The sequence below is a fragment of the Streptomyces sp. NPDC050636 genome (genome assembly GCF_040654775.1).
Classification (GTDB): domain Bacteria; phylum Actinomycetota; class Actinomycetes; order Streptomycetales; family Streptomycetaceae; genus Streptomyces.
In genome coordinates, this window is the sequence record NZ_JBFAIP010000002.1 from 266446 (window position 1) to 292315 (window position 25870).

The window sequence follows — 25870 nt, forward strand, 5'->3', positions numbered from 1 at the left end:
GCCGGTCAGCTGTCCTGCTTGAGCAGCCGCTCCAGTATCGCCAGGGACTCACGCGGCGATTCGGACTGCGCACTGAGCCGGTCCATCACCGCGAGGTAATGGTCCACGTCATCGCGCTTGTCCAGATACAGCGAACTGGTCAGCTGCTCCAGATAGACGATGTCCGGCAGATCCGGCTCCAGGAACCGCAGGATCGTGATCGGACCGCCGGCCGCCGCGAGACCCCCGAGGCTGAACGGCGCAATCTGCAGCGTGACGTTCGGCAGCGCCGCCATCGACCGCAGATGCCGCAGCTGATCCGCCATCACCTCCGAACCGCCGAGCGGGCGACGCAGCGAAGCCTCGTCGATCACCGCCCACAGCCGCGGTGCGTTCGCCACGGTCAGCAGATCCTGACGCTTGATCCGCAGCGCCACCCGGCGGTCGATCTCCTCCGCGGACGCCTGCGGGTGGCCGAGCCGCGTCACCGCCCGGGCGTACTCCGGTGTCTGCAACAGGCCCGGCACGAACTGGACTTCATACGTGCGGATGACGGACGCGACCTCTTCCAGGCCGATCAGCGTCTCGAACCAGCTGGGCAGCACATCGCCGTACTGGTGCCACCAGCCCGGAGAGCTGGTCCGGCGGGCCAGCGCGAGGAAGTCGCCGCGCTCCGCCTCCTCGGTGATGTGATAGAGCGTCAGCAAGTCTGCGATGTCCCGCTCTTTGCAGCCCACCCGGCCGAGCTCCAGGCGGCTGATCTTCGCGTGCGAGCCGCGGATGGCGTCTCCGGCGGCCTCGCGGGTGATGCCCGCCGCCTCCCGCAACCGTCTCAACTGGGTGCCCAGCACGATGCGCAGGACGGTCGGGCCGCCCCGGGGATGCTCCAGGTAGCGGCGCAGAGATGTATCGCGGCTCGGCTGCGCGGCGATCATGGTGACTCCCCTGAGTGGTCGGGCGAACGCTCAGTGTCCCACCGCCCGTAGCGTTCGTACAGTCGAGCCAACTATCCAGCTGACATATGTCAGCCGCAATCGATGAGATCGTCGAAGTCGCCGTCCTTGGCGCCCTGCACGAAGGCCGCCATCTCGGCGCGCGTGTAGATCAGCGCCGGGCCCGACACATACCGGGAGTTGCGCACCGCCACCCCGCCGTCGGAAAGAACTGCCAGCTCAACGCAGTTGCCGCTGGGATTGCTGCGGCGGCTTTTGCGCCATACGGCGCGTTCGATGCTGGTCGCCTGCATGCCGTTGGTCACCGACTCCATCATGCTGCTCCCTTGCTGGAGGACGAGCCTCCGCCGATCCCGGGCCCGCGATCAGAGTGGCGCGAACGGGCCCCTGTGCAACCGTCCTTACCGATGCAATTGCAGATGTACTTGCAGCGGGGCGCGGCTGACGAGGATATTAGCTGTCCCGGGAAGTTCCGCCCAGCCCCGAAAGCCCTCACGGAGTTCGTGATGACGACGCATCCGGCAGAGACGACCGTGCACGACGCCCTTCGGGAGGAAACACGCAAGGACACCTGGTGGCTGCCAGGCCCCGACGACTTCGCCGCATGCGCCCTCGGCGGCTCCCCGCACACCGTGGCGGAGGCCCGCCGCTTCACCCGGCTGACACTCGAAGGCTGGCAGATGTGCACCACCGTCACGGAGGACGCCGCCCTCGTCGTCTCCGAACTCGTCAGCAACGCCCTGCGATACGGCGCCGAAGAGAAGGAAGGCGACGGCAGCCGGTGCCACGCCGAAGCCGGCTCCTACTGCCCCGCCTGGCTCGCACTGACCCGGCAGGACGCCACCGTGCTGTGCGCCGTCTCCGACCCCGGCACCAGAACGCCGGTACTCGCCCCGCACCGACCGCTCGCCGAGTCCGGCCGCGGACTGCACATCGTCGACCAGCTCAGCGACGCCTGGGGCTGGACACCGGACCCCTCGGGCAAAACCGTCTGGGCCACGGTGTCGACGCACGACTGACAGACCGCCCGATGACATGCGGACGGGTCGCACCGCCACCGCCGCGACGGCCGTATGTGACCATGAACCGTTAGACGTCACCACGGCGGAAGGCCCGAGAAGCCGATGGATCTGCTGTCCCTGCGCTACTTCCGGGCCGTCGCCCGGCGTGAGCACATCAGCCGGGCCGCCGAGGAACTCCGGGTGGCCCAGCCATCGGTGAGCCGGACGATCGCCCGACTGGAAGCCGAACTGGGCGTGCCGCTCTTCGACCGGCAGGGCCGCACCATCCGGCTCAACCGCTACGGAACGGCGTTCCTGCGCCGCGTCGAGCGAGCGCTGGACGAACTGGACGACGCCCGCCGCGAAGTCGCCGACGCCGCCGGGCTCGACCACGGCAGCGTCGCCCTCGCCGCGGAGACCCTGCTGCCCCTCTCCGAACTGCTGGGCGCATTCCGCACCGCACACCCCAACATCACCATGCGGGTCTTCCAATCCACCCCGGAAGTGATGCGCGACCAACTACGCGCGCGAGAGGTGGACTTCTGCTTCTCCTCGCAACCACTGCACGGGCCTGGGCTCGACGCGGTCCGACTCCTCCGTGAGGAAGTACTGCTCGCCGTCCCGGCCGGACACGCGCTGGCAGGCCGGACCCAGGTCACGCTGGCCGACATCGCCGACGAACCCTTCATCTCCACCCGGCCCGGACACTGGCAACGCGCCCTCCTCGACCAGCTGTTCGCGACAACCGGACGCCGCCCCGTCATCTCCTGCGAAGGCGACGAACCGGGCGCCACCCACTTCCTGATCGCCGCCGGCCTCGGCATCGGACTCCTGCCGACCATCGCCCGCACCGACCCCTCAGTGATGCCACTGGCCTGGCTGCGGCTGGACACCCCCGACTGCATCCGCACCCTGAGCCTGGTCCGGCGGGAAGACAGCTACCTCTCCTCCGCCGCCGCCCGCTTCCGCGACATGGCCGTCACACACTTCACAGAAATCGCGCACTTCCAGCAAGCCGAATGAGACGTCCCCGACCGACGGCCCGCCGCCAAACGGACCCGCACCGAACGGATGCAACTCGATGGCGACCTCGTTCGCCGACGCATCCTCGTCCGACAACTGGACGAAATCCCCACCGACAGCGGCCAGATGACGCTGCACACCATACTGACAAGCCTTGGCCAGCCGGTCCGCCTCGACCGCCGACAGCCGCACACCCCGACGCAACTGGACATGGACGACCGGCCGCGCCTCCAACTCGCCGCCCGCGTCCAGCACGAGACAGAACCCCTCGATCAACCCAGCGAGCGGATTGCCCTCGTACAGCCCGAACTCGACATCCTGCGGATAGATGCTGGCCCCCAGACCCGGTCGGTACCCACCCGCCACAGCGCCGGACGGGCCGGCCGCGGACGAGATGGTGCCTGTCACCGGAATCCTCCACGCCGGGCCCGGCGGAGTCATGAGCGCGGCTACTCAGAAACGCGGATGAGTACACCACCCGCCCCTCAACCCCCGTCGCGCGCCCCGTCCGACAGACCGAACGCCGCCAACAGCCGCTCGGCGGCCAGCGTCGCCGTGATCTCCCCCTCACGCACCGCACGCTCGATCCCGGGCCCCAACCGACGCACCTCAGGATGCTCCTGAAGACGGTCGATCAACCGCTCCCGCACCATCGCCCAGGTCCAGTCGACCTGCTGCGCACGACGCCGCTCGGCCAGCGCACCACTGGACTCCAGCAGAGTGCGATGCTGCTCGATCCGCTCCCACACCGTCTTCAGCCCCGTGCCCTCGCGGGCACTGCACGTCAGCACCGGCGGCGTCCACACCGCATCCGCCGGCTGCAACAGCCGCAGCGCACCGGCCAGTTCACGCGCCGCCGAGCGGGCGTCCCGCTCATGCGGACCGTCCGCCTTGTTGACGGACACCAGATCCGCCAGCTCCAACACACCCTTCTTGATGCCCTGCAGCTGGTCACCGGTGCGAGCCAGCGTCAGCAACAGGAAGGTGTCGACCATATTCGCCACAGTCGTCTCCGACTGGCCGACACCGACCGTCTCCACCAGGATCACGTCATACCCGGCGGCCTCCATCACCACAATCGACTCACGCGTCGCCCGCGCCACCCCACCCAGCGTCCCAGACGTGGGCGAGGGCCGGACAAACGCCGCAGGATCCGTCGCCAGCCGCTCCATCCTGGTCTTGTCACCCAGAATGGAGCCGCCCGTACGGCTGGAGGACGGGTCGACGGCCAGCACCGCCACCCGGTGCCCCATACCCGTCAACAGCGTGCCCAGCGCATCGATGAACGTCGACTTACCGACACCCGGCACCCCGCTGATGCCCACCCGGCGAGCCGCACCCGAAAACGGCAACAGCTCGATCAGCAGCCGCTGAGCGGCCGCCCGGTGATCGGCACGGGTGGACTCGACGAGGGTGACGGCACGGGCGATCCACGCCCTGGACCCCGCCCGGACACCCTCCGCATACCGTTCGACATCGATCCTCGGCGGCATCAACGGCACCGGCTCACAGCTCGTGACCGAGGACCGACGCCAAATCCCGCACCAAATCATGAGCGGCATCGGGAATGACCGTGCCCGGCAGGAACACCGCGGCCGCACCCATGTCGCGCAACGGCTGCACATCCTGCGGCGGAATCACCCCGCCCACCACGACCGTGATGTCCTCACGATCCTCCGCGGCCAACGCCTCCCGCAGCGCCGGCACCAGCGTCAGATGACCAGCCGCCAACGACGACACCCCGACGATATGGACATCCGCCTCCACCGCCTGCCTGGCCACCTCGGCCGGCGTCTGGAACAACGGGCCGACATCCACATCGAAACCCAGGTCGGCAAAGGCCGTAGCGATCACCTTCTGGCCACGGTCATGACCGTCCTGGCCCATCTTGGCCACCAGGATGCGCGGCCGGCGCCCCTCGGCACGCTCGAACTCGGCCACCAGATCACGGGTGCGCTCGACCCCCGAAGAAGGGCCCGCCTCATCTCGATACACACCGGAGATCGTACGGATCTGACCCGAGTGCCGCCCGTACACCGACTCCAGAGCATCCGAAATCTCACCGACCGTCGCCATCGCACGAGCCGCATCCACGGCCAACGCCAGCAGATTCCCCTCAAGCCCCTCACCAGGACCGGACTTCGCCGCCACAGTCAACGCCCGCAACGCATCCTGACAGGCACCCTCGTCACGCTCCGCACGCAACCGCTTCAACTTCTCGATCTGCTGCGCGCGCACCGCAGAGTTGTCGACCTTGAGGACCTCGATCTCCTCATCGGTCTCCACCCGGTACTTGTTGACACCGATCAGCGCCTGCCGCCCCGAATCGATCCGCGCCTGCGTACGAGCCGCGGCCTCCTCGACACGCAGCTTCGGGATGCCCGCATCGATGGCCTTGGCCATACCACCGGCCGCCTCGACCTCCTCGATGTGCTGCCAGGCCCGCTGCGCCAGATCGTGGGTCAGCTTCTCGACGTACGCGCTGCCACCCCACGGGTCGATGACCCGGCACGTGCCCGACTCCTGCTGCAGGAACAACTGCGTGTTACGGGCAATCCGAGCGGAGAAGTCGGTGGGCAGGGCCAGGGCCTCGTCCAGCGCATTCGTGTGCAGCGACTGGGTGTGCCCCTGCGTGGCGGCCATCGCCTCCACACACGTACGCGTGACATTGTTGAACACATCCTGCGCGGTGAGCGACCAGCCCGAAGTCTGCGAATGGGTACGCAGAGAAAGGGACTTGGGATTCTTCGGCTCAAAGCGCTGCACGAGACGCGCCCACAGCAGCCGAGCCGCCCGCAGCTTGGCGATCTCCATGAAGAAGTTCATGCCGATCGCCCAGAAGAACGACAACCGCGGGGCGAACGAGTCCACGTCCATGCCGGCCGCCATACCCGCACGCAGATACTCCACCCCATCGGCCAGCGTGTACGCCAGCTCCAAGTCGGCCGTCGCGCCCGCCTCTTGGATGTGATAGCCGGAGATCGAAATGGAGTTGTAGCGCGGCATCTTCTGCGACGTGTACGCGAAGATATCGGAGATGATCCGCATCGAGGGCTGCGGCGGATAGATGTACGTGTTGCGGACCATGAACTCCTTGAGGATGTCGTTCTGGATGGTCCCGGCCAACTTCTCGGGCGGAACACCCTGCTCCTCGGCCGCCACGATATACAGAGCGAGAACGGGCAGCACCGCACCGTTCATCGTCATCGACACGGTCATCTTGTCCAGCGGAATGCCCTCGAACAGCTGCCGCATGTCATAGATCGAGTCGATGGCGACACCCGCCATCCCGACATCGCCGGTAACCCGCGGATGATCACTGTCGTAGCCACGGTGCGTAGGCAGATCGAAAGCGACCGACAAGCCCTTCTGCCCGGCAGCGAGATTGCGCCGGTAAAAGGCGTTCGACTCCTCGGCGGTGGAGAATCCGGCATACTGCCGGATCGTCCACGGCTGATTGACATACATCGTCGGGTACGGGCCACGCAGATACGGCGTGATCCCCGGATAAGTACCCAGGAAATCCACGCCTGCAAGATCGGCCTCGGTATAGAGCGGCTTGACGTCGATGCCCTCCGGGGTCTCCCAGATCAGATTCTCGACACCCTTGCCGGTGGCCTGCTGCACCGCTTCCGCCCACTGCCCGGCGCCACCCGCACCATCCGCCGTGACCGCGCCCTCTCCCGCACCGTCCAGCTCGATCGTGCTGAAGTCCGGAATGGCGCCCGATCGCGCCGGGATGTCCGTCGGCGTACTGCCGAGGGCGCCTGACGGCGCCGGGATGTCCGACGGCGTACTGCCGAGGGCGCCCGCCTGTCGCGTCGTCTCATCCATCACGCCACCTCCATGACATCCAGAGCCGAGGACAGCACCTCGACCACGTCGCAGCCCGCGAAGACAAACGCATCCACACCGGCCGCCACGAATTCCTCCCGGCGCTCACCCGGCTTGCCCGCCAGATACACCCGCAGCGCACCCGCCGACTTCAATGCGGCCGCCACAGCCGCCGCCTGCTCGCCGTACACCGCATCACTCGAACACACACAGACAATGCCCGCGCCACTGCGCACGAACGCCTCGCCCACCGACTCCACGTCCACCGACGCGGACTCCTGAACCGTCTCGATGCCGCCCGCCTGGAACAGATTGGCCGCGAACGCCACCCGCGCCGTGTGCACCACTGCCGGACCCAACGCCGCAAGAAACACCTTCGGACGCTCCCCACCCGCCGCAAGATGCGCATCGGACCGAGACCGCAACCGCTCATACGCATCGTCCCGCCGCACCCGCGGCAGCCCACCACCCACCGGAACCGGCGCCGGCTCGCGGTGCACCGGCGGCTCCGCGAGATGCGGGAACTCACTGACACCGGTGATCGGTTCACGGCGCCGGGCCAGGTCCTCGGACCGCCGCCGCCAGGTACCCGCCAACCGCTCGCGGATCAACCCGGAACGCAACGCCGCGGCCTGGCCGCCCCCACCCTCGATCTCCTGGAAGAACGCCCACGCCACACGGGCCAGCTCATCGGTGAGACTCTCCACGTACCAGGAACCGCCCGCAGGGTCGATCACCTTCGACAGATGCGACTCCTCCAACAGCACGGACTGGGTGTTACGGGCGATCCGACGGGCGAACGCGTCCGGCAGACCCAGCGCGGCATCGAACGGCAGCACCGTCACCGCGTCCGCACCGCCCACACCCGCGGACAACCCGGCCACCGTGGTACGCAGCATGTTCACCCACGGATCCCGACGGGTCATCATCACCGTGGACGTGACCGCATGCTGGCGCTGCGCGGCCCCGGCAGACGAAGCCCCGCACACCTCGGCGACCCGCGCCCACAGCCGGCGGGCCGCGCGCAGCTTCGCGATCGTCAGGAACTGGTCGGCGGTGGCGGCGTAGCGGAACTCCAACTGCCGGCAGGCCGTATCGACATCCAGCCCGGCCGCGGTCAGCTCCCGCAGATACGCGACACCGGTGGCCAGCGAAGCACCCAGCTCCTCAGCGGTCGAACCACCCGCCTCGTGATACGGCAACGCGTCCACGGCCAGCGCCCGCAACTTGGGCGAGTCACCCGCCGCGCGCACGGCCAGCCGGGCCGCCGCCTCCAACTGGACGCGCAGCTTGCTGTCGTCGCCCGTACGGGCCAGCAACCCGAGCGGATCGGCGCCCAAGGTGCCGGTCGCCTCGCTCAGCGGCACACCGGACGCGGCGTACAGCCGCAGCAACTCCTCGGCTGCCGCGGTGAAATCGGCGCCCGCGTCCAGAGCCACGGCGGCCAGGTCCAGATAGACGCCCTGAAGCGCCTGCGGCAGCTCCGCCACCGGCAGGCCGCCGTCCCCGACGGTCAACCAGAGCGAGGTGACGCCGTTCTCCAGGTCGGCGAGGACCGACTCGTTGGCGCGCCGTGGGTCGGAGTGCACATGGCGCTGGCGTACGTCCCACCCGGAGACGGCGGTGCCCTCGGGGCGGCCGGCGCGTACGAACGGCGGGAAGCCGGGATGGCCCACCGCGGCGGTGTCCGTCCCGGCGGTCTCGGCGGTGTAGAGCGGGCGGATGCGGATCCCGTCCTGGAGCTCGGTCGCGAGCGCGTCCTCGGCGGCGGCGCCCGCCGCTTCTGTGACGCCCGATTTGCGCAGCACGCCTTCGACGAGGCGCTGCCACTGTTCGCGGTCCGCGTCCGGGAATGCGGCGGCCAGGGGGAGTTCGGGGGACTCGGCGGTCATGGCAAGCAGGCTAAGCGAACGACCGTTAGCCGGAGCAGAGGCTCCGGCTGTGACCTTGCACTCGTTGACCTTGCGTTTGTCCGTATTGGGGCTGGTAGGGGGCGGGCCGCGACGGCACCTTGCTACCCACCAGTAAGTAGCAGGAAGCGGCCGCGATCCGTACGCGTTGCTCTGATTCTGTAGGCGTTGCTCTGCTGCGTACGCGTTGCTCTGGTGCGTACGCGTTGCTCTGGTGCGCGTTGCTTTCTGGGAGGCCCGCGCCGTTGCGCAGGGGTGTCGCGCGTCGGTTTGTACCCGTATGCGAAATCCCGTCCGGCCCGTTATCCCGTCCGCCCCGTTCTCGCTACCGTGGGCGCGGCACCTGACCGAGGAGCGGGAGGAGCGGAATGTCCAGGCGACGAATCCCGCGCACCACGACCATCGCCGCCCTGCTCCTGGCCCTGCTCGCGGCCGCCGCCCTGGTGTCATGGGCGCTGCCGCGCACCGACCCGGACGGTGCCGCGGCCTGCCCGGGACGCAAGATCGCCGCCTGGTCGGCCGATTCGCCGCTCACCGGAGAGTTCACCCGCTACGGGGACGACAACACCCGGGTGGATGACTGGACCGGCGGCGACGGGACCCACTCGGTGCGCCTCCCCGACGGCCGTACGCTCTGGCTCTTCTCCGACACCTTCCTCGACAGGGTGCAGCCACCGCCCAACCCGCAGGGCCAGCCCTACCGCTGGCGCACCGCCGACAACGGCGGCGCGCCCCTCCTGCGGCACAACACCGCCGTGGTGATGTCCCGTTCGGGACGACTGGAAAGCACGCTGACCGGCGGCACCCCGGGCGCCCCCGGGCCGCTCTTTCCCGACGCGGAGGGCGGCTGGCGCTGGCCCGTCCGCGCCGACGTGGAGCCCCGTACGCCCGGCGCGCGCGAGAAGGTCGTCCGCGTCCTGCTGTGGAACCGCGCTCCGGGAACCGGCCCCTGGGTCTTCGGCATCCCGCGCAGCACGGAGGTCGCCACCCTTTCTCTCCCCGATCTCCGCCTGGAGAACATCACCGAGACCGTGGACCAGACGACCGTTACGGACCCGGCCAGGCGCGTTCTCTACGGTGCCGCGATGGCCCGCGACGGCGCCTGGACATATGTCTTCGGCGGCGACGACCCGCCCGAGTCACCGGCCTCCAGCGCCTACCTCGCACGGGTCCCGTCCGGGCGCCTGGCGAACCGCGGCGACTGGCGGTTCTGGGACGGCGCACACTGGCAGCGGCGCGCCGACCGTGCCCGGCCGGTGCTGTCGGACGGGGGCCGGCGCGGCGTCGGCAGCGCCTTCACCGTCGTACGCGACGGCCCGACCTGGGTGCTGATCACCATGGACACCGGGGGAGCGGGCACCGAAGGGATGACCGCGGTCACCAGCTACTGGTCCTGCTCGCCTCAAGGCCCCTGGCACGGTCCGAACGGTCGCATCACGCCGCCCCGGCCGTCCGACGCCGAACCGCAGTACGTCGCCGCCTACAACCCGCAGGCGCACCCCGAGTTCACCGCTTCCGGCGAGCTCCTGCTCAGCTACGACGTCAACTGGCTGGGCCCGCCCGGTGTCCCGGCCGATCCACGGCTCAATGGAAATGTGGACCTCTACCGGCCGCGCTTCCTGCGGGTGCGGCTGGGGCTCGCGGGGTGATGGCGAGGGGGCGAAGGTGAGGGGTGATGGTCGGGGGTGGGGGTGGGGGCGACGGGTGCTTGGAGTCTCCGCTCAATCCCCTCCCTTCTCATCCCTTCGTGTTCCTTCGTGTTCCTTCGTAGTTCACTCCGCCGTCCCCTCGTACGTGTGCCTCGCCTGCCTCGCCTGCCTCGCGATGGTTCCTTTTATTCCGGCAACGATTACGGAGAGTTACTGGTTCCCTGCGTGGGGTGAGTGGTTCGTGGCTGGGGGGCAACCGGGATGACATGTCGGGACTCAAGCGGCCCGTCAGGTCAGGCTGACGCCATCAGGGATCGGCTCCCGTGCCGCTCAGGGCTCGACTGCCGTGCCGCTCTGGGTTCAACTCCCGTGCCGCGTCCGCCATTCCCGGGCCACCTCGTCGATGTCGAACGGAGTGAGGTTCAGCGGCGGGCCTTCGAGCGGTGTGTGCAACGCTGCGCGGATCCGCTCGTTGACGGCGGTCAGGATGCGGCGCAGCGAGGCCTCGGTGGGGGCATTGGACGCGGCCTCCAGCGCGTCCTCGGCCTCCTTGCGCAGGACGAGCGTCGGCGGCAGATACGAGAGGTTCTCGCGGCTCATCTTGTCCTTGATCCACCACAGTTCGTCATACGGCTGGTCGAGGTGGGGGAGGGGCTTTCCGGCGCCGGGCAGATCGGCGAAGTCGCCGCGCTCCGTGGCCTCGCGGATCTGCTTGTCGATCCAGCTCTCGAAGGTGACACCAGGTGGTTTGCGCTCGGTCATCGCGTGAATCTCCCGACGGCTCACGAGGGGGGCGACGGTTCACGAGGGCTCAGTGGTCGGCCGATCCTCTTGGTGGGCATGCGCGTTGCCTACTTTCCTTCACCCTAACGCGCAGCCGTGGCTCAGTCGGAAGAGCCGCCGTCCGTCGGGCCGGGCGTCCCGGCCGTCGTGCCGCCGGCCGTGCCGTTCTCCGTCCCGGTCGGGCTCGGCTCGACCACCGGGAAGGCGTTGTTGCCGCCGCAGACCAGGGGGCCGATGCGGACATCCGCGCCGATCAGGGTCACGGTGACCTCACCCGGCGGCTTGTCCCCGGGGACCTTGGCGTTGGCGGCGGTGCACACCAGCTGGTTCAGCGAGGCGGAGTCCACGAGTTTCGCGTTCATCGGCAGTGTGATCACGACCGTGCCCTGGCCCGTCGCCGTGGTCAGCCGGCCGGGGAACTTCGGCAGGACGCTGGAGAGCCCGCGCATCCGCTCGGCGTGGTTCGGCCCCTCCATCAGCAGTTGGATCGCGTCCTCCGGGTCGACCGGTGCCTTCGCCGGGCGGGTCGCGGAGCGCAGCCCGGAGGGCCCGTAGAAGAACAGCTGGACATCGGCCGGGGACTGGCCCGGCGCCTTCACACCGGCGGCGGGCTCACCGGCGTCGATGACATCGGTGGGGGCGATACCGCAGCCGGTCAGCACGGCCGTCAGGACGCCGCCCAGCGCGCCGGTCAGCAGGCCGCCCAGCACGATCCGTCGGGCCAGCCGGGCCCGCCGAGCCCGACGGGAGGCCGGGGCACGGCGGGCGTTGAGGGTGTCGCGGGCGTCGCGGGAATCGGGGGTGTTTGCGGAGCTCATGCGTCGTGTTCTTTCCCGGGCCCGGGACGCTGGGAGTCCCGGCCGTCGTTCGCGGCGGTGTGCGCCGAGGCCGGGTTCCCGGTCGGGCGCTCGGCGTCGTCCGGGGTGGTGTGCTCGGTGGTGTTCGCGGCCGCGTGCTCGGTGGTGTCCGCCGCCGGGTGCTCGGCCGGGCCCGTAGCACTATCGGCGTTCGGCTCGGCTGTCGGCTCGTCGCCGGCCGAGCCCCGCTCCCCGTCCGCCGTCCCCGAGCGGTGCAGCGGTAGATCCACCGTGAACACCGCACCACCCTCAGGGGAGTTGGCGGCTCGTACGGAGCCGCCGTGCAGCCGGACGTTCTCCAGCGCGATGGCCAGGCCCAGACCGCTGCCCTCCGACCGGGCGCGGGCCGAGTCCGCCTTGTAGAAGCGGTCGAAGACATGCGGCAGGACCTCGGGGTCGATACCGGGGCCGCTGTCGGAGATCTCGATCAGCAGCCGGTCCGCGCCCGGCGCCGGCGCGTGCAGCAGCACCCGCACCGGCTCGCCGCCGTGGTGCAGGGCATTGCCCACCAGGTTGGCGACCACCACATCCAGCCGCCGCGGGTCCAGCCGCGCCCGTACGTTCGCCGGCAGGTCCGTCGCCACCCGCTTCTGCCACGCCCTGGCCTGCAGCGTCTTACGGATGGTCTCCGCGACGTCCACCTCGTCCAGGTGCAGGGCGGCGGCACCGGCGTCGAACCGCGAGACCTCCATCAGGTCCTCGACCATCCGGGCCAGCTTGCCGGTCTCCTGGCTGATCAGCCGGACCGCGGAGGCGGTGTCGGGGTCGAGGGAGTCGGCGTCCTCGTCGAGGACGTCGGTGACCGCGGACATCGCTGCCAGCGGTGTCCGCAGCTCGTGCGAGACATCTGCCGCGAACCGCCGGGAGTTGGCCTCCAGCCGACGCAGATCCGCCACGCTCTCCTCCAGCTTCGCGGCCATGTCGTTGAACGTCCGTGACAGGTCGGCGAGTTCGTCGGTGCCCTTCACCTCCAGCCGGGTGTCCAGCTTGCCCTCGGCGAGCCGTCCGGCGGCCTGCCGCAGACCCCGTACGGGCCGCAGCACACCGCGCGCGGCGAACAGTGCCGGGATCACCGCCAGTACGAGCACCGGCAGCGCACCCCGCTGCGCGGCGCTCACCAGCGCCTCGACGTTGGACTCCTCGGCGTTGAGCGGCAGCTGCGCGTAGACGGACAGGGCGGAGGCGTCACCGTCGGACTGCCGTACCGGCATCCCGATCAGCAACCACGGATCGCCGGCGCGGTCGACCCGCTGGAAGGCCGGCACATGGCGCTTCTCGACGGACTCCTTGAGCTCGGCCGGCACCACCACACTGCGATGCAGGCCGCCCTCTGCGCTTTCCGGGACGCCCTGGTAGTGGACCGAGATGTCCCACTCCCGGGACTTGCCCGAGCGCTCCAGCTGGATCCGGAAGGAGTCCAGATCCGCTTGGGCCGGCGGCACGGGGAGCTCCGGCGCCAGGGAATTGATCTGCCCCCGCAGGTCGTTGACGGCGATGTCCTGGGAGCGCTGGAGGATGGCGTTACGGGCCTCGCGGTAGGTCAGCCCCGCGGTGGTCAGCGCGCTGACGGCGGCCACCAGCAGAAACACGACGACGAGCCGGGCCCGCAGACCCCGGACCAGCTGGGGGGTCCCGCGTCGTAGGTGGGGGAGGGTCGGCACCAGGCTGCCGAGGCGGCTCACAGTGGTCCGAAGCGGTAGCCGAAGCCCCGCACGGTCTGGACGTAACGGGGGCTGCGCGGGGTGTCCTCTATCTTCGTGCGCAGCCGCATGACACACGCGTCGACCAGCCGGGCATCGCCGTGGTAGCTGTGCTCCCAGACGTGCTCCAGCAGCTGCTGGCGGCTGAAGACCTGCCCTGGGGTGGCGGAGAGGAAGAGCAGCAGCTTCATCTCCGAGGGGGCCAGTGCGAGGTCCTGGCCGCCCTTGCCGACGACCAGTCCGGCCCGGTCGATGGCGAGCTCGCCGTATGTCTCGACCGGGGTGGGCCCCGGGTCCGCCGCGGCCGGCTGGCCGTCGGCGGGCAGCGCGGTACGGCGCAGCACGGCGCGGATCCGGGCCTCCAGCACCTCGCCGCGGGCGGGCTTGACGATGTAGTCGTCGGCTCCGGCCTCCAGCCCGAGCACCACGTCCAGGTCGTCGCCGCGCGCGGTGAGCATGATGATCGGCAGCTGGCGTTCGGCGCGGATCAGGCGGCAGACCTCGAAGCCGTCCTTACCGGGGAGCATCAGGTCCAGCAGGACGATGTCGGGGCGGAAGCCCGGCAGGACCTCCAGCCCCTCCTCACCGCTCGCCGCGGCCGCCACTTCGTGGCCGCGCCGCCGTAGCGCGAGGCTCACCCCGTCCCGTACGGCGGCGTCGTCCTCGATCAGAAGTACACGTGGCATGGGGTCTAGTATCCGTAGGTTTCATGATGGGTCTGTAACAGGAGCAGCCTGCCCGGAATCCCATGCATCTGTCGTGGTGCAAGGCGGCAAGCGTACGAGGCACGCGCCGCCGGTCGGTACGCACACGAGCTCAGCATGAGGGACGGGATTCACATGGGACGGCGGCGCTTCGGCATCGAGGGCGGGATCATCGGAGTCACCGCGGCGGCAGTGGTGTCGCTCGCAGTAGCGGGGGCGCTGGCCTTCGCACAGCCCGGTGCCACTTCCAAAGCCCAGGCCGAGACCGTCGACTCCGCCGGGAAGAAGCCCAAGCAGGCTCCCGCGGTCACCGCGGTCGACCCGTCCATCGTGCACGGCTCGGACCGTCCGGGCCGCAGCCTGAACATCACCATCGACGACGGCCCGGACCCGGTCTGGACCCCGAAGGTGCTGGACGTCCTGAAGAAGCACGACGTCAAGGCGGTGTTCTGCATGATCGGCCCGCAGGCGAAGGAGCACCCCGACCTCGTCAAGCAGGTGGTGGCCGCGGGCCACAAGCTCTGTGACCACTCCATCAGCCACAACACCGGGATGGACCACCGGCCGGAGAGCTACCAGTCGCAGCAGATCCTCGACGCCCAGAAGATGATCGAGGACGCGGCGGGCGGTGCGAGGGTGGAGTACTACCGGGCCCCGGGCGGCGCCTTCACGCCCTACAGCCGGCAGCTCGCCGCGGATCACGGGATGCGGCCGCTGGGCTGGAACGTGGACAGCAAGGACTTCGAGAGCGGCAGCGTCGAGACGGTCGAGGCGACGGTCCGCGGGGAACTGCCGAACGGCCCGACGGTCCTGTTCCACGACGGCGGCGGCAACCGGGCGAAGACGGTGGCGTCGCTGGACCGGCTGCTGCCGTGGATGAAGCAGCAGGGGTACGGGTTCGGGTTCCCGCAGCGCTAGATGAGTAGGTCCTGCTAGCTAGACGAGTGGGTCCCGCTGGGCGCGTAGGCCTGTGTGCGGGCCTGTGTGCGGTTGCGGGGCCTGTCCCGATATACGGCTGTTGGGGCCTGCCCATCGGACAGGCCCCAACAGCCGTATATCCACAGCCGGTTACCCAGACCGGTTACCCAGACCCCGGGAGCAGATTACTCTGTGTAATTGTTGCCGGGGTATGAGGAGGAGGCGTCGCAAGGCAAGGAGGGGGCGTCGCAAGAGCAAGGTACGGCGCGCTGGTTCACGCAGTGCCGACTCGCTGGCACATGCTGGCTCACGCGCAGCGCCGAGTCACTGGCTCACGCCACACCCGCTCGCTGGCTCACGCCGCGCCGAACAGCTCCGCGAGGCCGCGCTCGACGTCGAGATGTGCCTGCTCGCACCCGGCCGGCACGGCCCCGTACGAGCGCGCCAGGAACTGCCGGACGTCCGCGGTGTCCAGCTGGACCATGGCGACGCCCTCGTCCGCGTGGAACTCCATCACCGTGCGGTCCGGGCCGGCCGGGCGCACTCTGACGTCGCCCCGTCCGGCCGGCATCCGCAGGCCCTCGGCGAGCAGGTCGCGGGCGAACGCCCAGTCCACCGCGACACCGTCCAGCGAGATCTCCGGCGGGAAGGACATCCGTACCGCCAGCGGGTCGGCGGGCTGGTACTGCAGCACCGCGGGCACCGGGTGCGGGCCGGGCGTGGTCGCGATGAGACGGACCTGGACGGCTTGGTCGATGACGCTGTTCATCGCGGCTGCTCCCTCACTGCTGTCGGGTTATGGCACGGCTCACCCAGTAGGACGGTGTGCTCGCGTTCGCCGTGCACGCGACAGGTGTGTGATCTGCGTCATGTTGTGGATTCCCGGTGTGATTCGGGGTACTGGTCAGGGCCCGGTCCGCCGATGGGTGCGCCCCTCGGGCAGTCGATGGGTGTGCTGGTGGGTGTGCTGATGGGGGCGCCGCTCGGCGTGCTGAGGAATTCGTCGAGGATGCCCGGGGCGGCCGCCGCGGCGAAGGACGGGGCGTAGCCGTCGGCGAGGTCCGGAATGCGATAGCTCTCCTCGCCCGCCGCGACCGCCGCCGTGAGTGTGACGAGCCCGGCCCGGCGGGTGAACGGCGAGGTGGAGAACGTCCAGGCCGCGATGGCCTCGCGCTGGAGGGCGAGGGTGTCACGGCTGAAGGTGCCGGAGCGGGTGACCAGATAGCGGCCGTGCGTCCCGTGCCCCAGATTGCGGTACGCGTCCCGGGCCAGCCACAACGCGATCGGCGTGCTGACCGCGGCGTAGATCCAGGCGCAGTGCAGCAGGACGGGCGTGAACGCGGCGCCGAGGCCGGCGAGGACGACCGTGCCGGGCAGCACGGCGAAAAGCAGGCCGCGTACCCGTCGCCGGCGGAGGGCGACGCGGGGGTGGGGCGTCAGCAGAGGTTGTGCCCGCCCTGGGGTCAGGGGTGCGGGTGCTTGCTCGGGCGTCGGCTGTGCCTGCCCTGGTGTCTGCCGTGCCTGCCTTGGCACCCGGGGCGTCAACTCCGTTCCGGGGAACGGGGATTGCAGGGTGCCAGTCGCCACGCGGAGCGCCTCGTGGCGGGGTGCGGGTGGCAGCAGTCCGCTGCGGCGGCGGTTCTCCTCGCGGTTGCCGAGGCCGCCGGCCACCGCCCGGACGAGTGCGCCACCGCCGGCCCGCAGCAGCAGCGGTTCGCGCAGCAACACACCGCGCAGCCGGGCCCGTTCGATGGTGACCGAGCGGGTGGTGAAGAGGCCGCGGCGCACTTGAAGCGTGCGTGCGTCGGCCCACTCCAGGCAGTAGTTCCACCAGTTCTCGATGTAGAGGGCGACCGCGCCGACCGAGCCCAGGGCCAGGATGACGAGCAGTGCCGCCGGGATCGTCAGCCACAGCACGCTCGCCCCGAATTCGACGAACGCCCGCTGGACGAAGCCGATTTTCCACGGCTCGATGCCGATGCCGTCCAGTACCCGGTAGATGGCTCCGGCCACCACGAAGACCCCGCCGACGACCCAGAAAGTGAGCGGTGCGTACCGCAGCCAGCGCCAGCTGATCCGGGCCAGCACCGGGTCCTTGGCGGCTGCCTCGGTATCGGCGTGGGCGAGCAGCTCCGCGCGCAGCCGTGCCGCATCGGCGACCCTCAGCGCCTCCAGGGAGAGCTCGCTCCCGCTGTCCCCGCCCGCCGTGCCCGCCCGCAGCACGGTGACGCCCAGCAGGCGGTGCAGCGGCGTCGCCGTCAGGTCGACGGTGCGAATGCGGTGCAGCGGCACACTGCGCAGCCGTCGGGTCAGCAGCCCGCTCCGTACTTCAAGGGCGATGGGGGCATCTCCCGTGCCGTCAAGGTCATGGGGGCGGGTGACGCGGAAGTCCGTGCGAGCCCAGCGGACCAGGCCGATCACGGTGATGACGGCGAACGAGGCGGCGAGGGCGGCGAGCGTGATCCACGCTTGGGTGTTGATCTTGCCGCCGGTGGCCAGCGCCGTCAGTGCCAGTGATCCGAGTGGTGCTGCCATCCAGCCGCAGTGCACCAGAAGCGTGCGCGGATCCAGTCGCCGCCACTGCGGTGCGGCGGGTGTCTCCGCGTTCAGATGCGAGCTCATGCCGCATCACCCGGCACGTCCTGGGCGGCCTCGCTGATCCGCCGGGACAGCTCTTCGGCGTCCGCGTCGGACAGTCCCGCGATCTTGATGTCACCGGCGCTGGACGCGGTGGTGACGGTCACCGTCGCCAGCCCGTACCGCCGCTGTATGGGTCCGCGCATGGTGTCGACCGTCTGCACCCGGGACAGCGGCGCGATCCGCCGCTTCTGCCAGAACCAGCCGCCCGCCGCGTAGACCGCGCGGCCGCCCAGCTCCCATGCGTGCACGGAGTACCGCCAGCGCGGCATGACGAGGACGTAGACGAGGGCGGGCAGCACCAGTGTGACCAGCAGCAGTGGGCCCAGCCAGGGCAGCGCGCCCGGGAAGAACAGCACCGAGAGCACCGCCATTGTCAGCGCGGTGAGCAGCATCGGACCGCTGAGCGTGAGTATCGCCTGGACCGTCCACCAGTGGCGGGCGCGCGGATCGACGCGATGACGGGGCGGGCGCAGGAGTGGGGCGGCGTGCTCGGGCATGAGGGTTCACCGGTTTCCAAGTCAAGCGTATTGAGTAGCGGTACGTTATAACGGTACAAGCGACTTGTAAAAGCGGCCTGGTCGCCGAAGCCACGGTTTCGGTCGAGGGGCGGCAGATCATGTGAGGGGAGGCTGGTCCATGCCGAGAAAGGTGGACCACGAAGCCAGGCGCCAGGAGATCTCCGAGGCGCTCTGCCGGATCGCCGGCACCCGGGGACTGGAGGGTGCGAGCCTGCGCGATGTCGCCGCCGAGGCCGGCATTTCGCTCGGCCGGCTGCAGCACTACTTCGGCTCGAAGGACGAGATGCTCCTCTTCGCCCTCCGGTACATCAACCGGCTGGCCGACCAGCGGATCCGCGAGAGCGTCGCAGCGCTGACCGACGAGCCTTCGCCGCGCCAGGTGCTGCGCGCCTGCCTGACGGGGATGCTGCCGCTGGACGAGAAGAGCCGTATCGGGATGATGGTCGGCGCCGCCTACTACACCCGCGCCATCCACGACGAGGACCTGCGCGCCGAGGCCAAGGACGGCATCCCCAAACTCTGCGCCTTCTTCACCGACCAGCTGCGCGCGGCCGCGGAACGGGGCGAACTGGCGCCGGACCGGGCCACCGAGGACGAGGCGATGCTGCTGATCAGCCTGGTCGACGGGCTCTCCGCCTACGTGCTGCTGGATGTGCACACCGCGGAGCAGGCGTTGCGGCTGCTGGATCGGCAGCTGGCCCGCCTGTTCGGAGACGAGGAGCCGCATGCCGGGGGCTGAGCCCGCGTCCCGCACCTGGCCGCCGGGTACTGAGCGGCCCCGGCGAGCTCGGGTGGAGGCGGGGGCCGCTCGGCTGAACCCGTAGAGGCAAGAGCCGGAAGCCGGGAGGACTGAGGGTCGGGAGAGCCGGAAGTCGGGAGAGCTGAGAGCCGGGAGAGGCGAAAACCGGACGGCCAAAGGGGAATGGCCGACCGTGAGCGCGCGCGGCCGCGGGGAATGGTCGGGCGGTGAGGTCGCGCGGTCCACGCCTGGCGCGGTCCGTACTTCGCGACTTCGCGCGGTCTGCGCCTCCCGCGGTCTGCGCCTCCCGCGGTCTGCGCCTCCCGCGGTCTGCGCCTCCCGCGGTCTGCGCCTCCCGCGGTCTGCGCCTCCCGCGGTCTATGCCTCGCGCAGCAGGGCGGCGAGATCCGCGTCGACGTCCAGATGTAGGCCCTCGCAGCCCTGTGCGACGACCCCGTACGACCGGGTCAGGAAATCCCGCAGATCCCGCGTCTCGAACTGCACCATCGCCATCCCGTCCGCCGTGTGGAACTCCACCACGGCGGCCTCCGGGCCGCACGGCCAGATGTGCACATCGCCCGTACCGGACGGCCCGCGCAGCCCCTCCTCCAGCAGATCGCGCCCGAACGTCCAGGCCACCTCCGCCCCGTCCAGCGACGCGGCGGGCGGAAACACCACCCGCACCGCGAAGGGGTCCGCGCGGTCGTAGCGCAGGCTCGCCGGAATCTCCCGCGACCGCGGTGTGGTCGCGATGAGACGGGCCTGAACGGCTTGGTCGATGACGGTGGACATCGCCGGCTCCCTTGCTTTCGGTGCTCGGACTCGGTGCGTTTTCCTGCCGCTGCTTCTTGCCTCTACGACCACTAGGACGGCGGGGGCGTTACGCCAGTGCATCGGAATCCTGCGTGACCTGCGTCACGAAGCTTTGAATGCGGGGATATGTCCTCTTTACGCTTACGCAGTCCATGCAATGCCCCGACGGCCGGACCCACCCGCCGCGCCGAGTGACGCGCCGAGTGACGAGCCGGGGGCCGTGCCAAGAGCCGCGGAGCCGAGCCGCCACCGGGGCGAGCGAGATGTCAGGGGCTGTTCCTTCATGAGTTCCTCCACGTCAGATGCCTTCGAGGCTTCCGAGGGGCCGGTGGCGAACGCGTTCGCCGCGCTCTACGAACGCGAGCATCCGCGCCTGGTCGGCTACGCCTGCTCACTGACCGCCAACGCCTGGCTCGCCGAGGACCTCGTCGCCGAGGCCCACTTCCACGTCTGGCGACGGATCCAGGGCGGCCACCGCATCGACAACATCCCGGCGTATCTGCGGACCACCATCCGCCACCTCGCCGCGCCGGTCGGCGCCGACGCCGCCCGCGAGGTCCCGCGTGACCCGGAGGACGTCCACACCTGGCCGGCAACCGACGCGTCCGCCGGGAGCGCGGACCCCTTGCAGCGCATCGCATACGTCGATCTGCTCGCCCAGGTCCTCGACCAGCTGCCGCACCGCTGGGTGAAGGCGCTGTGGCTCGCCGAGGCCGAGGACCAGCCGCTGGCGGCGGTCGCGAAGGCGATAGGCGCCGGAAAGGGCGCCACCTCCGTGCTGCTCCACCGGGCGCGCGAGGGCATGCGGCAGGGCTTTCTGCGGGCCGTACCAGGCGCGCCCGAAGACGCCGCGTGCGGCACGTACTGGGAGCGGGTACCCGCGTTCATCCGGGGCGAGGCCACCGACAAGCAGGCGGACGATGCCGGGGGCCATGTCCTGCACTGCCGGGACTGCCGGGACTGCCGGGACCGGGTGGCCCTGCTGACCCGCGCCGACCACCGGCTGCCGGCACTCACCGGTCCGGCGCTGCTGGTGTTCCTGACGGGCGATTCGGCGAAGTTCCTGCTGCCGCTGGTCGGTGCCGGGGCGGCCGCCGCGGGCTCTCCCGCGTACGGGGGCGGCCCGCTCAAGGCCGCGCACCGGTCCATGCGGCACCTGATGCGCGGCCAGGTGACCCAGGCCGGGCCGGTCGCCGCGACGGTCGCAGGCGTGGGCGTCGCGGTGGTGGCCGGCGCGGCGGTCGCCGCGGGACTCGCGCTGACCAGCGACGATACGGCTGCGGCGGGCCAGCGGGCAGCGGCGGAAACCGGCACAGGGCCGGGGCAGCCGGCGGCGCCGGGCGGAGGCGGGGCACCCTCTGCGGCGGATGGCGTTGGTGGTACGGGGGCGGGTTCGGGGGCCTCGGGGGCTCCGTGGGCGGCGCAGGCTCCGTGGCCACCTGGGGTGTCGCCGGCGAGCGATCCGGTTCAGTCGAGCGGGAAGACGCCGGAGCGGTCGGTGCCGGAGCGGTCCGCGCCAACCACGCCGGTACCGTCACGTTCGGCTGCTGCCGGGCCTGGCTCGCCGTCGCCCGCCGTTGTGCCGAGGAGCGCGCCGGCTTCGTCCGCCAGTCCGACGGCGGTTCCGACACATACGCCCACGCCTGCGGCTACGCCTACGCATACGGCTACGCCCACACCCACGGCTACGCCGACCCCAGAGCCCACGGCTACGACGGCCACAACTGAGTCCCCGACGCCGACACGCGAATCCCCCAACCCGGAAACATCCACCACCCCGGAAACATCCACCACCTCCGCAACGTCTCCCACCTCCGCAACGTCTCCCGCCCCCGCAACGTCTCCCACCCCCTCGACCGAGCCGACCCCAGAGCCCACCAGTGGCGCCACCACCCCGAGCCCGAACGCGGACTGAGACCAGTACCGCAGCCAGCAGGCCGCAGGCAGCAGGACGCGATCACGGCCCCCTGGACGGGTTGTTCGGGCTGGGCTAGCTTCCAGCGCAATGAGGGCCGCGAGGGACCTGAGGCCCGTGGGGAACTTGAGTGGTGGGGTGGGATGGGGCGGATGCGGGGTACGGGGCGGTCGCGGGGTACGGGGCGGTTGTCGTACGGCGGATGGCTGCCGGGCGTGGCCAGGGGAGGTAGGAGGGCCGTAGCGGGCGTGACGGCCGGTGCGGCGGTGCTCGGCGTGCTGTCGGCCGGCCCGGTGGCCGCGTCCCAGCCGGACGATGCCACCGGCCATGCGATCCACAACAACAATCCGGTCCACAACAACAATCCGGTCCACGCCAGCAATCCGGTCCACGCCAGCAATCCGATCGACAACAGCCATGCTCTCCACCCCGGTTGGCGCCTCAAGGACAGCGGCAGCACCGCCCGTTTCCGCGGGTTGGCGGCCGTCAGTCGTACGACCGCATGGGTCGCCGGAACCAAAGGCACCGTGCTGCGGACCCACGACGGCGGTAGGCACTGGGCCGATATCTCGCCGCCCGGTGCTGGTGCCCTGGAATTCCGCGATATCGAGGCGTTCGATGGTCGCCGCGCCGTCGTTCTCGCGATCGGCGAGGGCGAGGCCTCGCGTGTCTTCCGTACCGATGACGCGGGCGCCACCTGGACCGAGAGTTTCCGCAACACCGACCCGCGCGCCTTCTACGACTGCCTGACGTTCTTCGACCGGCGGCACGGCATCGCGCTCAGCGACCCCGTCGACGGGAAGTACCGCATCCTGTCCACCGGTGACGGCGGCCGCAGTTGGCGCCTGCTGCCGTCGGACGGGATGCCGCCGGCGCAGAAGGGCGAGGCCGCGTTCGCCGCCAGCGGGCAGTGCCTGGTCTCCTCCGGCAGTCACGACGCCTGGATCGCGACCGGCGGTGCGGCCACCGCCCGGGTCCTGCACACCGCCGACCGGGGCCGGACCTGGACGGTCGCCAACGCCCCCGTCCCAGCGGGCGATCCGGCCCGCGGCGTCTTCGCCCTCGCATTCCGCGACCGCACGCACGGCATCGCGGTCGGCGGTGATTTCCGCCCCGAACAGCCCTCACCCCGGGCCGCGGCGGTCAGCGCCGACGGCGGCGCCACCTGGGCCACGGCCGCCGCGCCCCCGCACGCGTACCGCTCCGGCGTCGTCTGGCTTCCGCATGCGCGCCGTGCCGCCCTCGCGGTGGGTCCGTCCGGCAGCGATCTGACCCTCGACGGCGGCCGTACCTGGCGCGCCTTCGATCACGGCTCGTACGACACCGTCGACTGCGCGCCGGACCTGGGGTGTTGGGCCGCGGGCGAGCAGGGGCGCATTGCGCGGCTGGAGCCGTGACGAGGGGGTGAGGCGGCGCCGGGAGGACGCCCGCCCCTCACTCCATCAAACTCCCCAGCCGCCCCTCCAACACCACCAACAACTCGCCCAGCGCGGCGGACAGTTCGTCCTGCCGTTCATCGCCGATGCCGTCGAGCAGCGCCGCCTCGTAGCGGAGTTGCTCGGGCAGCAGCCGGTCGATCGTTTCGCGGCCCTCGTCGGTGAGGGAGAGATGCGCGACGCGGCGATCCCGGTCGTCGGGGCGGCGGGCGATCAGCCCGCGCTCCTCCAGCTGCCGTACGCGCTTGGTCACCGCCGCCCCGGAGGCGAACGTCTCGCGGGCCACCCGTCCGGGGGTCAGCTCGCGGTCCATCCGGCGCAGTGTGCCGAGGATGTCGAACTCGGGGCGGGTGAGCCCGGCCCGCCGCAGCGGCGCGTCGGCCGCCTGCTGCAGCAGGGCGGAACAGCGGTTGAGCCGCCCGATCACCGCCATCGGGCCGGTGTCCAGCCCGGGGTGTACCTGCTGCCACTGGCGCAGCACCCCCGCGACGATGTCCTCGGTCACCCGCACTCTCCTCTCGGCCACACTGCCGTACGGCCCAATTGTGCCTTCCGCGTTGTCCCGTCGCCGGGCCGGGCCGGGCGGGGTGGGGGTACCTCCTATGCCCGTAAGGCATGGGGGAGGGTCAGGCGGCCGGTGCGGGTGTCGAGAGCCGGCGGACCAGACCGGCCAGCGCGCGGTGCCCCTGCCGCTCGGCACGGGCGATCCGCTCCTCCGGGAGGGCCCGCTGCCACCACTCGCCGACCGCGACATCGACCGCCTCACGAAGCTCGACCAGGCAGCAGGCGAGCCGGTCGCGGGCCCAGCCGGTTTCCTTCGCATCGCCGGAACCGGGCACCGGGCCCGCCGCGAGCAGCCGGTACGCCGCGGCCTCCGCGTCCGCCACCCGCTCCAGGGCGATCTCGATACGCGCGGTGGCCCGCCGGTTGGTGACCAGCACACAGCAGGCCAGGCCCACCGCCGCGCCCATCACGGTGTCGATCCAGCGGTCGGCGACCAGTGTCGTCGCCGGCAGATGCCCGCCGAATTCGGTCAGCAGCAGGGCCATGGGCGTCACACACACCGAGCCGAGCCAGTAGTTCCGGGTGATCCAGGCCTCCGCGCCGAGCTGGAAGGCCAGTGCCAGCGCGATCATCGTGAGATGCCCGGTGTGGATCAGCGGCAGCAGGGCGGTGAAGAGCAGCAGGCCGAGCAGATTGCCGAGGGTGCGCTGTAGCGCGCGCTGCCAGGAGAGTGTGGTGTTGGCCTGGTAGATCGAGGCCGCGGTGACGACGGCCCAGTACGGGTGCCCGACGCCGACCGCCATCGATGCCCAGCCCGCCAACACACACCCGGCGGCGACCCGCGCGCCGATCGGCAGCAGCGGCGACCCGGGTGTGAGTCGGGCCAGCACCGCCCGCAACCCACGCGGCCGCTCGGGTGCGGGGCGTCGCAGCCCTGACGCCCCGTCGGTACCCCGAACCTCTACTGCTCCTTGCGTACCTGCCGAATCCGTCGTCGTACCTCCCGACTCCACCGTCGTACCTGCCGACTCCGCTCCCACCTTGGGAAGCGGGCGCCCGCGGCGCAGATCGTGGGCCCAGCCGCGGAGCTGCTCGGCCTCGGCCACCGCGCCCAGGGCCGTGCCGGTACCGCCCAGCGCCGATTCGGCCCGTACAAGAAGCCGTTCGAGGCCGGCGTGCGCGGCGGCCTTCGCTGGTGTGCGGGCCGGGACCAGGAAGAGCGTGTGCCATGCGGCGTTCACGGCGGCCGCTGCCGCGTGCCGAGTGTGTGTCACCCCGGCTACCCCAGCCACCCTGGCCACCCCAGGCACCCCGACCGGTCCTGTACCGCCGTTACCCGGCTCCGTACGCAGCAGCCCGGCGGCGGCCTCCAGCGCACGGGCGGTCGCGATCCGCTCCGGTCCCTGCGGCCGGACCAGCGCGGGCGCCATGCACACCAGCCACGCCAGGACGCCGGTACCGAGCGCCAGCGCCAGATGCCCCGGCACCTGGCCGAGGCGCTGTGGCACGAAGAAGGCCGACGCGGCGACGAAGGTCAGGATCAGATTCCCCGGCGGGCCGATCCGCGTCGCATCGCAGGCCATCTTGTGGATTGCGGCGACCAGCGAGGCGAGCATCACCAGCAGGGCGGCCGAGGCCGTCAGGGACGCGGCGGTCAGCGCGACCCCGAGGCCGGCGACCATGCCGAGCACCACCCACGGCAGCGTGCGGGCGCGGGCGGCGTACGGCCGGCCGTGCGCGTACAGGGCGCACATCGCCCCGGCCGAGGTGTAGAGGATCAGATCCAGCCGTCCCACGGCGAGCAGCGTGAGATCGGGGATGGCCAGGGTGACGACCGCGCTGAGCGCCGGCTTGTGCCAGATGTCGACGGGGTGGCGCAGTCGCACGGTGCTCCAGATGGGCAGCGGGCGGCTGCGCACTCCGCTCTTCGGCGCGGTCGTCGCTCTCTTCCCGGCAGGTCTGGCGTGCTTCCCCATGCGGGAAGGCTAGCAGAA

At 70.7% G+C, this 25870-nt stretch carries 22 protein-coding genes; 7 read left to right on the forward strand and 15 right to left on the reverse strand.

The window, feature by feature from the left end; translation table 11 throughout:
- Window positions 1-5 precede the first annotated feature (5 nt).
- Together AB0I10_RS03725 and AB0I10_RS03730 are read right to left on the reverse strand one after the other, a co-directional pair.
- On the reverse strand, window positions 6-914 hold the full coding sequence (locus AB0I10_RS03725; RefSeq protein ID WP_363150633.1) for a helix-turn-helix transcriptional regulator: 909 nt from the start codon (window positions 912-914) through the stop codon (window positions 6-8).
- Between the two features lie 89 nt (window positions 915-1003).
- Window positions 1004-1246: a DUF397 domain-containing protein gene (locus tag AB0I10_RS03730; RefSeq protein WP_363150834.1), complete on the reverse strand. Its 243-nt coding sequence runs from the start codon at window positions 1244-1246 to the stop codon at window positions 1004-1006.
- Between the two features lie 192 nt (window positions 1247-1438).
- Between AB0I10_RS03730 and AB0I10_RS03735 the strand changes: the two genes are divergently transcribed.
- Together AB0I10_RS03735 and AB0I10_RS03740 are read left to right on the forward strand one after the other, a co-directional pair.
- On the forward strand, window positions 1439-1951 hold the full coding sequence (locus AB0I10_RS03735; protein ID WP_363150634.1) for an ATP-binding protein: 513 nt from the start codon (window positions 1439-1441) through the stop codon (window positions 1949-1951).
- 105 nt (window positions 1952-2056) lie between these two features.
- On the forward strand, window positions 2057-2956 hold the full coding sequence (locus AB0I10_RS03740; protein ID WP_363150635.1) for a LysR family transcriptional regulator: 900 nt from the start codon (window positions 2057-2059) through the stop codon (window positions 2954-2956).
- Between the two features lie 485 nt (window positions 2957-3441).
- On the opposite strand, the gene meaB is transcribed toward AB0I10_RS03740, so the two are convergent.
- From meaB to AB0I10_RS03755, 3 genes are read right to left on the reverse strand one after another with little or no spacing between them, the layout of a single operon-like run.
- The gene (meaB, locus tag AB0I10_RS03745; RefSeq protein WP_363150636.1) at window positions 3442-4449 is read right to left on the reverse strand and encodes a methylmalonyl Co-A mutase-associated GTPase MeaB; all 1008 of its coding nucleotides are present in this window, start codon (window positions 4447-4449) and stop codon (window positions 3442-3444) included.
- A 13-nt stretch (window positions 4450-4462) separates the two neighbouring features.
- Window positions 4463-6790: a methylmalonyl-CoA mutase gene (gene scpA / locus AB0I10_RS03750; RefSeq protein WP_363150637.1), complete on the reverse strand. Its 2328-nt coding sequence runs from the start codon at window positions 6788-6790 to the stop codon at window positions 4463-4465.
- Entirely contained in the window at window positions 6790-8682 is a 1893-nt protein-coding gene (locus AB0I10_RS03755; protein WP_363150638.1) for a methylmalonyl-CoA mutase family protein, read from the reverse strand. The genes scpA and AB0I10_RS03755 overlap by 1 nt, the downstream gene beginning before the upstream one ends.
- Before the next feature lie 386 nt (window positions 8683-9068).
- On the opposite strand from AB0I10_RS03755, the gene AB0I10_RS03760 reads away from it, so the two are divergent.
- A complete protein-coding gene (locus tag AB0I10_RS03760) occupies window positions 9069-10349 on the forward strand; it encodes a DUF4185 domain-containing protein (protein ID WP_363150639.1) in 1281 nt (426 codons plus the stop codon).
- A 360-nt stretch (window positions 10350-10709) separates the two neighbouring features.
- Here AB0I10_RS03760 and AB0I10_RS03765 read toward each other — a convergent pair whose 3' ends face one another.
- From AB0I10_RS03765 to AB0I10_RS03780, 4 genes are all read right to left on the reverse strand, one after another.
- Window positions 10710-11111, reverse strand: a complete 402-nt coding sequence (locus AB0I10_RS03765) for a DUF1992 domain-containing protein (RefSeq protein ID WP_363150640.1) — start codon at window positions 11109-11111, stop codon at window positions 10710-10712.
- Window positions 11112-11233: 122 nt separating this feature from the next.
- Window positions 11234-11950, reverse strand: a complete 717-nt coding sequence (locus tag AB0I10_RS03770) for a hypothetical protein (protein ID WP_363150641.1) — start codon at window positions 11948-11950, stop codon at window positions 11234-11236.
- Window positions 11947-13650 (reverse strand): ATP-binding protein, encoded by a 1704-nt coding sequence (locus tag AB0I10_RS03775; protein WP_363150835.1) that lies wholly within the window; start codon window positions 13648-13650, stop codon window positions 11947-11949. Before AB0I10_RS03775 ends, AB0I10_RS03770 begins: the two co-directional genes overlap by 4 nt.
- 17 nt (window positions 13651-13667) lie before the next feature.
- The gene (locus AB0I10_RS03780; protein ID WP_363150642.1) at window positions 13668-14375 is read right to left on the reverse strand and encodes a response regulator transcription factor; all 708 of its coding nucleotides are present in this window, start codon (window positions 14373-14375) and stop codon (window positions 13668-13670) included.
- A gap of 135 nt (window positions 14376-14510) precedes the next feature.
- On the opposite strand from AB0I10_RS03780, the gene AB0I10_RS03785 reads away from it, so the two are divergent.
- Window positions 14511-15311 carry a polysaccharide deacetylase family protein gene (locus AB0I10_RS03785; protein WP_363150644.1) on the forward strand — a complete coding sequence of 267 codons (801 nt, stop codon included), beginning with the start codon at window positions 14511-14513 and terminating at the stop codon, window positions 15309-15311.
- Window positions 15312-15666: 355 nt separating this feature from the next.
- Here AB0I10_RS03785 and AB0I10_RS03790 read toward each other — a convergent pair whose 3' ends face one another.
- From AB0I10_RS03790 to AB0I10_RS03800, 3 genes are all read right to left on the reverse strand, one after another.
- Window positions 15667-16080, reverse strand: coding sequence for an SsgA family sporulation/cell division regulator (locus AB0I10_RS03790; RefSeq protein WP_363150645.1), 414 nt, complete (start codon window positions 16078-16080; stop codon window positions 15667-15669).
- Between the two features lie 98 nt (window positions 16081-16178).
- The gene (locus AB0I10_RS03795) at window positions 16179-17933 is read right to left on the reverse strand and encodes a PH domain-containing protein (RefSeq protein WP_363150646.1); all 1755 of its coding nucleotides are present in this window, start codon (window positions 17931-17933) and stop codon (window positions 16179-16181) included.
- The gene (locus AB0I10_RS03800; RefSeq protein WP_363150647.1) at window positions 17930-18448 is read right to left on the reverse strand and encodes a PH domain-containing protein; all 519 of its coding nucleotides are present in this window, start codon (window positions 18446-18448) and stop codon (window positions 17930-17932) included. The genes AB0I10_RS03795 and AB0I10_RS03800 overlap by 4 nt, the downstream gene beginning before the upstream one ends.
- 139 nt (window positions 18449-18587) lie before the next feature.
- On the opposite strand from AB0I10_RS03800, the gene AB0I10_RS03805 reads away from it, so the two are divergent.
- Window positions 18588-19208, forward strand: coding sequence for a TetR/AcrR family transcriptional regulator (locus AB0I10_RS03805; RefSeq protein ID WP_363150649.1), 621 nt, complete (start codon window positions 18588-18590; stop codon window positions 19206-19208).
- Between the two features lie 378 nt (window positions 19209-19586).
- Here the strand turns inward: AB0I10_RS03805 and AB0I10_RS03810 are convergent, their stop codons facing one another.
- Window positions 19587-20000, reverse strand: coding sequence for an SsgA family sporulation/cell division regulator (locus AB0I10_RS03810; RefSeq protein WP_363150651.1), 414 nt, complete (start codon window positions 19998-20000; stop codon window positions 19587-19589).
- 304 nt (window positions 20001-20304) lie between these two features.
- On the opposite strand from AB0I10_RS03810, the gene AB0I10_RS03815 reads away from it, so the two are divergent.
- Both AB0I10_RS03815 and AB0I10_RS03820 read left to right on the forward strand, forming a co-directional pair.
- Window positions 20305-21936, forward strand: coding sequence for a sigma-70 family RNA polymerase sigma factor (locus AB0I10_RS03815; protein ID WP_363150652.1), 1632 nt, complete (start codon window positions 20305-20307; stop codon window positions 21934-21936).
- A 404-nt stretch (window positions 21937-22340) separates the two neighbouring features.
- Window positions 22341-23333, forward strand: a complete 993-nt coding sequence (locus AB0I10_RS03820) for an oxidoreductase (RefSeq protein ID WP_363150836.1) — start codon at window positions 22341-22343, stop codon at window positions 23331-23333.
- Between the two features lie 37 nt (window positions 23334-23370).
- On the opposite strand, the gene AB0I10_RS03825 is transcribed toward AB0I10_RS03820, so the two are convergent.
- Window positions 23371-23877, reverse strand: a complete 507-nt coding sequence (locus AB0I10_RS03825; protein ID WP_363150653.1) for a MarR family transcriptional regulator — start codon at window positions 23875-23877, stop codon at window positions 23371-23373.
- Window positions 23878-23998: 121 nt separating this feature from the next.
- Entirely contained in the window at window positions 23999-25852 is a 1854-nt protein-coding gene (locus AB0I10_RS03830) for an FUSC family protein (protein ID WP_363150654.1), read from the reverse strand.
- Between the last annotated feature and the right edge of the window lie 18 nt (window positions 25853-25870).

What these genes read in the sequence shown, in the direction of transcription:
- AB0I10_RS03780 (WP_363150642.1), bottom strand. Translation starts at nt 14,375, where the DNA reads ATGCCACGTGTACTTCTGATCGAGGACGACGCCGCCGTACGGGACGGG.
- AB0I10_RS03725 (WP_363150633.1), bottom strand. Translation starts at nt 914, where the DNA reads ATGATCGCCGCGCAGCCGAGCCGCGATACATCTCTGCGCCGCTACCTG.
- AB0I10_RS03735 (WP_363150634.1), top strand. Translation starts at nt 1,439, where the DNA reads ATGACGACGCATCCGGCAGAGACGACCGTGCACGACGCCCTTCGGGAG.
- AB0I10_RS03740 (WP_363150635.1), top strand. Translation starts at nt 2,057, where the DNA reads ATGGATCTGCTGTCCCTGCGCTACTTCCGGGCCGTCGCCCGGCGTGAG.
- AB0I10_RS03755 (WP_363150638.1), bottom strand. Translation starts at nt 8,682, where the DNA reads ATGACCGCCGAGTCCCCCGAACTCCCCCTGGCCGCCGCATTCCCGGAC.
- AB0I10_RS03730 (WP_363150834.1), bottom strand. Translation starts at nt 1,246, where the DNA reads ATGGAGTCGGTGACCAACGGCATGCAGGCGACCAGCATCGAACGCGCC.
- AB0I10_RS03800 (WP_363150647.1), bottom strand. Translation starts at nt 18,448, where the DNA reads ATGCCCGAGCACGCCGCCCCACTCCTGCGCCCGCCCCGTCATCGCGTC.
- AB0I10_RS03805 (WP_363150649.1), top strand. Translation starts at nt 18,588, where the DNA reads ATGCCGAGAAAGGTGGACCACGAAGCCAGGCGCCAGGAGATCTCCGAG.
- AB0I10_RS03760 (WP_363150639.1), top strand. Translation starts at nt 9,069, where the DNA reads ATGTCCAGGCGACGAATCCCGCGCACCACGACCATCGCCGCCCTGCTC.
- AB0I10_RS03765 (WP_363150640.1), bottom strand. Translation starts at nt 11,111, where the DNA reads ATGACCGAGCGCAAACCACCTGGTGTCACCTTCGAGAGCTGGATCGAC.
- AB0I10_RS03785 (WP_363150644.1), top strand. Translation starts at nt 14,511, where the DNA reads ATGAGGGACGGGATTCACATGGGACGGCGGCGCTTCGGCATCGAGGGC.
- AB0I10_RS03830 (WP_363150654.1), bottom strand. Translation starts at nt 25,852, where the DNA reads ATGGGGAAGCACGCCAGACCTGCCGGGAAGAGAGCGACGACCGCGCCG.
- AB0I10_RS03770 (WP_363150641.1), bottom strand. Translation starts at nt 11,950, where the DNA reads ATGAGCTCCGCAAACACCCCCGATTCCCGCGACGCCCGCGACACCCTC.
- AB0I10_RS03790 (WP_363150645.1), bottom strand. Translation starts at nt 16,080, where the DNA reads ATGAACAGCGTCATCGACCAAGCCGTCCAGGTCCGTCTCATCGCGACC.
- AB0I10_RS03815 (WP_363150652.1), top strand. Translation starts at nt 20,305, where the DNA reads ATGAGTTCCTCCACGTCAGATGCCTTCGAGGCTTCCGAGGGGCCGGTG.
- scpA (WP_363150637.1), bottom strand. Translation starts at nt 6,790, where the DNA reads ATGGATGAGACGACGCGACAGGCGGGCGCCCTCGGCAGTACGCCGTCG.
- AB0I10_RS03795 (WP_363150646.1), bottom strand. Translation starts at nt 17,933, where the DNA reads ATGAGCTCGCATCTGAACGCGGAGACACCCGCCGCACCGCAGTGGCGG.
- AB0I10_RS03810 (WP_363150651.1), bottom strand. Translation starts at nt 20,000, where the DNA reads ATGTCCACCGTCATCGACCAAGCCGTTCAGGCCCGTCTCATCGCGACC.
- meaB (WP_363150636.1), bottom strand. Translation starts at nt 4,449, where the DNA reads ATGCCGCCGAGGATCGATGTCGAACGGTATGCGGAGGGTGTCCGGGCG.